At 58.8% G+C, this 6,240-nt stretch carries 7 protein-coding genes; 1 reads left to right on the top strand and 6 read right to left on the bottom strand.

Annotation, left to right across the window (positions count from 1 at the left end; genetic code table 11):
• Positions 1 to 44 precede the first annotated feature (44 nt).
• Positions 45 to 908 carry a LysR substrate-binding domain-containing protein gene (locus N1078_RS17515; RefSeq protein WP_274089394.1) on the top strand — a complete coding sequence of 288 codons (864 nt, stop codon included), beginning with the start codon at positions 45 to 47 and terminating at the stop codon, positions 906 to 908.
• Between the two features lies 1 nt (position 909).
• Here N1078_RS17515 and N1078_RS17520 read toward each other — a convergent pair whose 3' ends face one another.
• Genes N1078_RS17520 through N1078_RS17545 form a run of 6 tightly spaced genes read right to left on the bottom strand, consistent with a single transcriptional unit; the run spans position 910 to position 6,088 of the window.
• Complete coding sequence (locus N1078_RS17520; protein WP_274089395.1) at positions 910 to 1,563, bottom strand: HAD family hydrolase; 654 nt, start codon at positions 1,561 to 1,563, stop codon at positions 910 to 912.
• Positions 1,563 to 2,552 (bottom strand): ABC transporter ATP-binding protein, encoded by a 990-nt coding sequence (locus N1078_RS17525; RefSeq protein ID WP_274089396.1) that lies wholly within the window; start codon positions 2,550 to 2,552, stop codon positions 1,563 to 1,565. The genes N1078_RS17520 and N1078_RS17525 overlap by 1 nt, the downstream gene beginning before the upstream one ends.
• Positions 2,549 to 3,343: an ABC transporter permease gene (locus N1078_RS17530; RefSeq protein WP_274089397.1), complete on the bottom strand. Its 795-nt coding sequence runs from the start codon at positions 3,341 to 3,343 to the stop codon at positions 2,549 to 2,551. Before N1078_RS17530 ends, N1078_RS17525 begins: the two co-directional genes overlap by 4 nt.
• Positions 3,330 to 4,169, bottom strand: coding sequence for an ABC transporter permease (locus N1078_RS17535; RefSeq protein ID WP_274089398.1), 840 nt, complete (start codon positions 4,167 to 4,169; stop codon positions 3,330 to 3,332). Before N1078_RS17535 ends, N1078_RS17530 begins: the two co-directional genes overlap by 14 nt.
• The gene (locus N1078_RS17540) at positions 4,169 to 4,975 is read right to left on the bottom strand and encodes an alkaline phosphatase family protein (RefSeq protein ID WP_274089399.1); all 807 of its coding nucleotides are present in this window, start codon (positions 4,973 to 4,975) and stop codon (positions 4,169 to 4,171) included. Before N1078_RS17540 ends, N1078_RS17535 begins: the two co-directional genes overlap by 1 nt.
• A gap of 54 nt (positions 4,976 to 5,029) precedes the next feature.
• On the bottom strand, positions 5,030 to 6,088 hold the full coding sequence (locus N1078_RS17545; RefSeq protein WP_274089400.1) for an ABC transporter substrate-binding protein: 1,059 nt from the start codon (positions 6,086 to 6,088) through the stop codon (positions 5,030 to 5,032).
• Positions 6,089 to 6,240: the final 152 nt, after the last annotated feature.

A 6,240-nucleotide genomic window follows, 5' to 3' on the forward strand; every position in this document is an offset into this window, starting at 1 on the left:
AATAGTAGAATCCTGCTCAGTGGATTTGTGAATAGGTTGTCGCCATGCTTGATCCGGTGTTGTTACGCGCTTTTCTAACCGTGGTGCAGACGGGCGGGTTTACCCGTGCAGCGGCGAGCCTGCACCTGACCCAGTCGACGGTCAGCCAACAGGTGCGCCGCTTAGAAGAGCAGGTGGGCGCAGAGTTACTCGAACGTGGCGGGCGCTATGTGGTGACGACCACTGAAGGCGAACGCATGCTCGGTTACGCCAACCGTATCGTCGCGTTGATCGACGAAGCGGAGCTGGCCATGGGCCGCAATCAGCAGACAGGTGAAGTGCGCCTGGGCGTGCCGGACGACTTCGCCGCCGATAGCCTGACCTCCTGCTTGGCAGATTTCGCCGATAGCCATCCGGGTATTCGCCTGGAAATTATCAACGGGCTCAGCCATGACGTGTGGAGCGCCTTCAATGCTGGTGAACTTGATCTGGCCCTGATCAAGCAGCGTATCGGCAGTGTTAAAGGGCTGGCCAGTTGGCCCGAGCCGTTGGCTTGGATGGACAGCCGTGCACGCCCAGTGCTTGAGCGTAACCCGGCGCCGCTGGCGGTGTTTCCACCCAATGGGCTGTATCGCCTGGAGATGACCCATGCGCTGGATGCCATGGGTAAGCCTTGGCGTATCGCCTATGTCAGCAGCAACCTGTCGGGGGTCAGTGCCGCCGCCGAAGGCGGGCTGGGGCTTACGTTGCTACCACGCCGCTTGCTTACGGCTGGGCACCGCGAGCTGGGCGCCGCCGAGGGCTTTGCACCGGTGGTCGATGTGGAAGTGGCGTTGCATGCCAGGCAGCAGCTGCCGGCCTATGCCCGGGAGCTGGCAGTGGCGTTAACCGCTGCCTGTGAACGCATCATGCAACCCGTTGAGGTTTGACCTAACGCCAGTTAAGAATCGGCCAGCCAGCTTGTTCGGCGTGTTGCAGCAGGGTGGGGTCGGGGTTGACCACGTGGGGGTTATCAACCCGTTGTAATAGCGGCAGATCGTTACGTGAGTCGGAGTAAAAATAGGCGCCGTCGAGGGTTTCTCCCTGCTCCTGCAGCCAGTCCTGCAGGCGGCTGACCTTGCCTTCGCGGTAGGTCATGACGCCCTGAGTACGGCCGCTGTAGTGGCCATGTTGAACTTCCAGATCGATGGCCAGCACTTCTTCGATTTTCAGGCGTGCAGCAACGGCGCTGACCAGAAAGTGCGCCGAGGCGGAGATGACTAAAATGCGGTCACCAGCAGCGCGGTGGTTGGCCAGGCAGCGGGTGGCGTCGCTGTAGAAAATCGGCTCGATCACGTCTTCAACAAACGGCTCGACCACATGGGCGACTTCTTCCGGCGTGCGACCCACCAGTGGCGACAGGGTGAAGGCCATATAGTCCTCCATGGCCAGCTCGCCGGCAGCGTATTGGCGCATCAGCTCCTGTTCATGGGTGATAAAGCTGTCGGCGTCGGCCCAGCCGAGCTTGACCATTTCCTGGGTCCATAGGCTGGCGCAGTCGCCGCCGATCAGGGTTTCGTCCAGGTCGAAAATTGCCAGGGCCATCAGGCCACCTCACAAATAGCGTTGTCTTCAATGTTCAGGTTGATGTGCTGACCACGGGCGTGCAGGTCAGCGGGGGAGCGATTGAGTACATCCACCAGCAGTTCGACGCCACGGGCTTCGACGCTGTAACGGATTACGTTGCCGAGCAGGCGGTGGCTGCGAATGTGTCCTTCGATGCTGCCTTGTGCGCCGATCTGGATAGCCTCCGGGCGAATCGCCACGCGGCTATGGATCGGCCGCAGTAGCAGGCGGCTGGCGGCATCGGCATCGAGCAGGTTGTAGTTGCCGATAAAACCGGCGGCAAAGACATCGGCCGGCGCGGTGTAGAGGGTTTCGGCATCGCCGCTCTGGACAATCTTGCCGCCGTTCATCAGGAAGATGCGGTCGCTCATGACCAGCGCTTCTTCCTGGTCATGGGTGACGAAGATGGTGGTCAGGCCCAGCTCCTGCTGGATGTTGCGGATTTGCTCACGCAGGTGCTTGCGGATACGTGCGTCCAGCGCTGACAGCGGCTCATCGAGCAGCAGCAGGCGCGGGCGGGTGACCAGCGAGCGTGCCAGGGCGACACGTTGGCACTGACCACCTGAGAGTTGCGGTGGGTAGCGGTTGGCAAAGTCATTCAGCTCGACCAGTTCAAGTACCTCCTTGACCCGTTGCTCAGCCTCACTGCCTTTGACCTTCTGCATGCGCAAGCCAAAGGCGACGTTTTGCTGCACGGTCATGTTGGGGAACAGCGCGTAGCTCTGGAACACCATGCCGATGCCACGCTTTTGCGGGGCAACGGGTACCAGGTCTTCACCGTCGAGGAGAATCTGCCCGCCATTGACCCCGGTTAATCCGGCGACGCAGCGCAGCAGGGTGGATTTGCCGCAGCCAGATGGGCCGAGCAGGGTGATGAATTCGCCCTTGGCAATTTCGCAATTGATATCGCTGAAAATCGAGGTGGCGCCGTAGCTTTTATGCAGGCCTTGAATACTCAGATAACTCATGACTTGTCCTTATTCAGGCGGTTGGCCGCCCAGGTCATCAGCAGCACGAACATAAAGTAGGAAATCACCAGGGCGCTGGTGAAATGACCGCTGTCGTTACGCATGTTGTAGAGGTACACCTGCAGGGTCTCGAAGCGGCTGCCGACCAATAGGTTGGCAAACACGAACTCACCGAACAGGAAACTAAAAGACAGGAATACTGACACCATCAAGCCTTTGCGCAGGTTGGGCAGCACCACCATAAAAGCCGCGCGCCAGGTACTGGCACCCAGCAAGTGGGCGGCGTCCATCAGGTCGCGTAGGTTGATCGCTTGCAGGTTGTTGCTGATCGCGCGGTACATAAAGGGCAGGGCGATGGTGAAGTAGCAGCCAATCAGGATCCACGGCGTGCCGAGGATCGGCAGCGGGCCACCGGCAAACAGCTGCATCAGACCCACCGAGGAGACCACTGGCGGAATGGCGAACGGCAGCAAAATCAGCACATTCATCACTGCGTCGAGCTTGGGGAAGTGATAACTGACCACGAACAGCAGCGGCAGTATCAAGACCAACGACAAGGCCAGTGCGGCAAAGCACACCAGCAATGAGCGGCCGAAGGCGGACAGAAAGCGTGCATCGCTCCATAGCGCCAGGTACCACTTGAAGGTCAGCCCGCTTGGCAGAATGGTCGCCGACCAGCTGGTCGACAGCGAGTAGATCAAGGTGCCCAGCAGCGGCATAAGCAGAATCAGCATCAAGGTGTAGACCACCAACTGATGAAACAGCGGTGAGCGTTTTTCAGCGTGAGACATGGTAGCTCCGGCGCAGCAGCCATTGGTGAACCAGGGTGATCAGGGTCATCAATCCCACCAGAATCATCGCCAACGCACTGGCCATGTTCGGGTCGAGGAAGATGTCGCCAGAGACCATGGCAGCAATACGGATCGGCAGGATGTTGAAGTTACCGGTGGTCAGTGCATACACCGTGGCGTAAGCCCCTAGGGCGTTGGCCATGAGAATCACGAAGGTACCGAGCAGGGCTGGGGTCAGTACGGGAACGCCGATATGGCGCCAGAATTGCCAGTTGCTCGCACCGAGTAATTCGGCAGACTCGCGCCAGTCTTCGCGCAAGGCATCAAAGGCTGGGTAGAGCAGCAGTACACCGAGGGGGATCTGGAAATAGGTGTAAAGCACAATCAGCCCGGTTTTCGAGTAGAGATTGAAGTCCTCAATGATCCCCGCCTGCTTGAGCAGAATGGTCATTGCGCCGTTGAAGCCAAGCAAGATGACAAAGGCAAACGCCAGTGGCACGCCAGCAAAATTACTGGTCATGTTGGTGAAGGCCATAACAAAGTCGCGCAGCTTGCTGTCGACCTGCCGCAGCGAGTAGCTACCGAGGATGGCGATGCTGATGCCAATTAAGCTCGACCAGAACGCCACCTCCAAGCTGTGGCGCATGGCCTGACGGTAGAAGGGCGAGGCAAAGGCTTCGCTGAAATTACCCAGGCCCCAGCCTTCGCTGGTGTGCAGGCTGTTGCTGGCGACCCAGAGCAACGGGGCGATCTGAAAGGCGATAAAGAACAGGGCAAAGGGCAGCAGGCAGAGCAAGGCCAACCATTTGCCGCGCAACGCAGACATCACAATAAAAGCTCCCGGCACAGAGGTTTGTCGTGGGCGATGCCGAGCAGCTCACAGACCGTACCGCATATCTCCAGCTGTTTAGGCTGGGCGCTGAGGTCAAGGCTGAAGGCGCTGCCGAGCACCAGCAATGGCACTTCGCGTTCTTCTGGTAGTAAGCCATTGTGCGAGCGGTCGTTGTTCATGCCGTGGTCGGCGGTCACCAGAATCTGATAACCCGCATCCAGCCAGGGCTGAATGTATTCGGCCAGATGTACATCGGCCATGCGTGCGCTGTTGCGGTATTGCGCGCTGTCGAGGCCATGCTTGTGGCCGGCATCGTCGATATTCATCGGGTGCACCAGCAGCAAGTTGGGCGCGTGGCGCTGACGCAGGCTGTCGGCGTCAGCGAACAGGTGTGAGTCCGGGTAATGGTCGGCGTAGTAAAAGTGACCGTGCTGGATAGGCAACTCGGTATCGCTGGTGTGGCGATCACGGGCGGCCTGGAAAGGGGAACGGTTATACAGCTCGCTGACCCAGTGATAGGCCGCGGCGGCGGTAATCAGGCCGGCGTCGTGGGCGTAGTGGAACATGCTGCGCTGGGTCGACAGGCGCGATACATCGTTATTGACGATGCCGCTGTCGATGGGCGCAACACCGCTCAGAATCGCTTCATACAACGGACGTGACAGGGCTGGGAGTTCACAGTTGAGCTTGTACAGTGCTGCGCGGCCCGCTTGGCAGTAAGCCTGCAGATGCCCCAGCGCATGCTGAGCCACCTGATAGCTCAAGCCATCCAGAACCACGAGGATGACGTTGTGCGACATGATTTAAAGCCTTAGTAAGCGAATCGGCCCCGGTGTGTCCGGGGCCCGATTGCGTTAGTTCATATTGATGATGACGTGCTCTTGCCACAGTCGCGGCAGGGCTTTGGAGGTGGCTTCCCAGGCAGCCGTATCCTTGATCGGCTGAACCTTGGCGTACTGCTCTTGCGGCAGCAACTTGGCTTGCACCTCGGCGGGCAGGGTCAGGTGTTCGGCGCGGATCGGGCGGGCATTACCTTTGGCCAGGTTGATTTGGCCAGCGTCGCTCAAGATGTACTCACGCGCCAGTTTGGCGGCGTTGGGGTTTTTCGCCCACTTATTGATGATGGTGCTGTAGCCGGAAATCACCGAACCATCAGACGGGATCAGCACTTCGAAGCGCTCTGGGTCAATCTGGTCGCGGTAGGACAGGCCGTTGAAGTCCCACACCACGCCGACTTCCACTTCACCTTTTTCCAGGGTCTGGATAGTTGGATTGGCCAGCGACAGACGGCCCTGTTTGGCCAGCTCACCGTAGAATTCCAGTGCTGGTTTGACGTTGCTTTCATCACCACCCATGGCGATGGCGGCAGCTAATACGCCGTTTACGGCTTGTGCGGCGGTGCTGACATCGCCGGCGGAGACTTTGTAGGTGCCGGTTTTCAGGTCAGCCCAGGAGCGCGGAATATCCTTGACCAGCTGCTTGTTGACGATAAACGCGATGGAGCCGGTGTAGGCGAGCATCCAGTGACCGTCGGTGTCTTTGGCCCAGGCTGGAATCTGTTCCCAGGTGCTCGGCTTGTAGGCTTGGGTAACACCCTGCTGCACAGCGATGGGGCCGAAGGCCGCACCGACGTCGCCGATGTCGGCGGTGGCGTTGTCTTTTTCAGCGGCGAATTTGGCAATTTCCTGGGCCGAGCTCATGTCAGTGTCCATGTGCTTGAGGCCATACATTTTCTCCAGGTCAACCCAGGTGTCCTTCCAGTTGGCCCAGGTGTCCGGCATGCCGACACTATTCACTGCGCCCTCTGCGCGTGCAGCTTTTTCCAGTGCCTGCATATCCATATCAGCAGCCATGGCAGAGGTTGCCAGAGCAATAGCCGAACCCATTAGTGAAGCCATCAGCAGTTGTTTCATTGGAAACTCCTTTGCGATTGCGGTGTGTGCAGTAAGCGGTGCTGGTCTAGATCAGCAATACCCAGGCCAATTTAGGGAAATTCTGAAGAAGACTTCCTGATTTTGGCAAAATACCCGGATTCCACCCGCTGAGTTTTCCGATGAAGCAGATG

The organism is Pseudomonas sp. MIL19 (assembly GCF_028680365.1).
GTDB classification, from domain to species: Bacteria; Pseudomonadota; Gammaproteobacteria; order Pseudomonadales; family Pseudomonadaceae; genus Aquipseudomonas; species Aquipseudomonas spirodelae.

Excerpts from the sequence above, each read along its gene's own strand:
- N1078_RS17520 (WP_274089395.1), bottom strand. The coding sequence starts at position 1,563 with ATGGCCCTGGCAATTTTCGACCTGGACGAAACCCTGATCGGCGGCGAC.
- N1078_RS17535 (WP_274089398.1), bottom strand. The coding sequence starts at position 4,169 with ATGTCTGCGTTGCGCGGCAAATGGTTGGCCTTGCTCTGCCTGCTGCCC.
- N1078_RS17545 (WP_274089400.1), bottom strand. The coding sequence starts at position 6,088 with ATGAAACAACTGCTGATGGCTTCACTAATGGGTTCGGCTATTGCTCTG.
- N1078_RS17525 (WP_274089396.1), bottom strand. The coding sequence starts at position 2,552 with ATGAGTTATCTGAGTATTCAAGGCCTGCATAAAAGCTACGGCGCCACC.
- N1078_RS17540 (WP_274089399.1), bottom strand. The coding sequence starts at position 4,975 with ATGTCGCACAACGTCATCCTCGTGGTTCTGGATGGCTTGAGCTATCAG.
- N1078_RS17530 (WP_274089397.1), bottom strand. The coding sequence starts at position 3,343 with ATGTCTCACGCTGAAAAACGCTCACCGCTGTTTCATCAGTTGGTGGTC.
- N1078_RS17515 (WP_274089394.1), top strand. The coding sequence starts at position 45 with ATGCTTGATCCGGTGTTGTTACGCGCTTTTCTAACCGTGGTGCAGACG.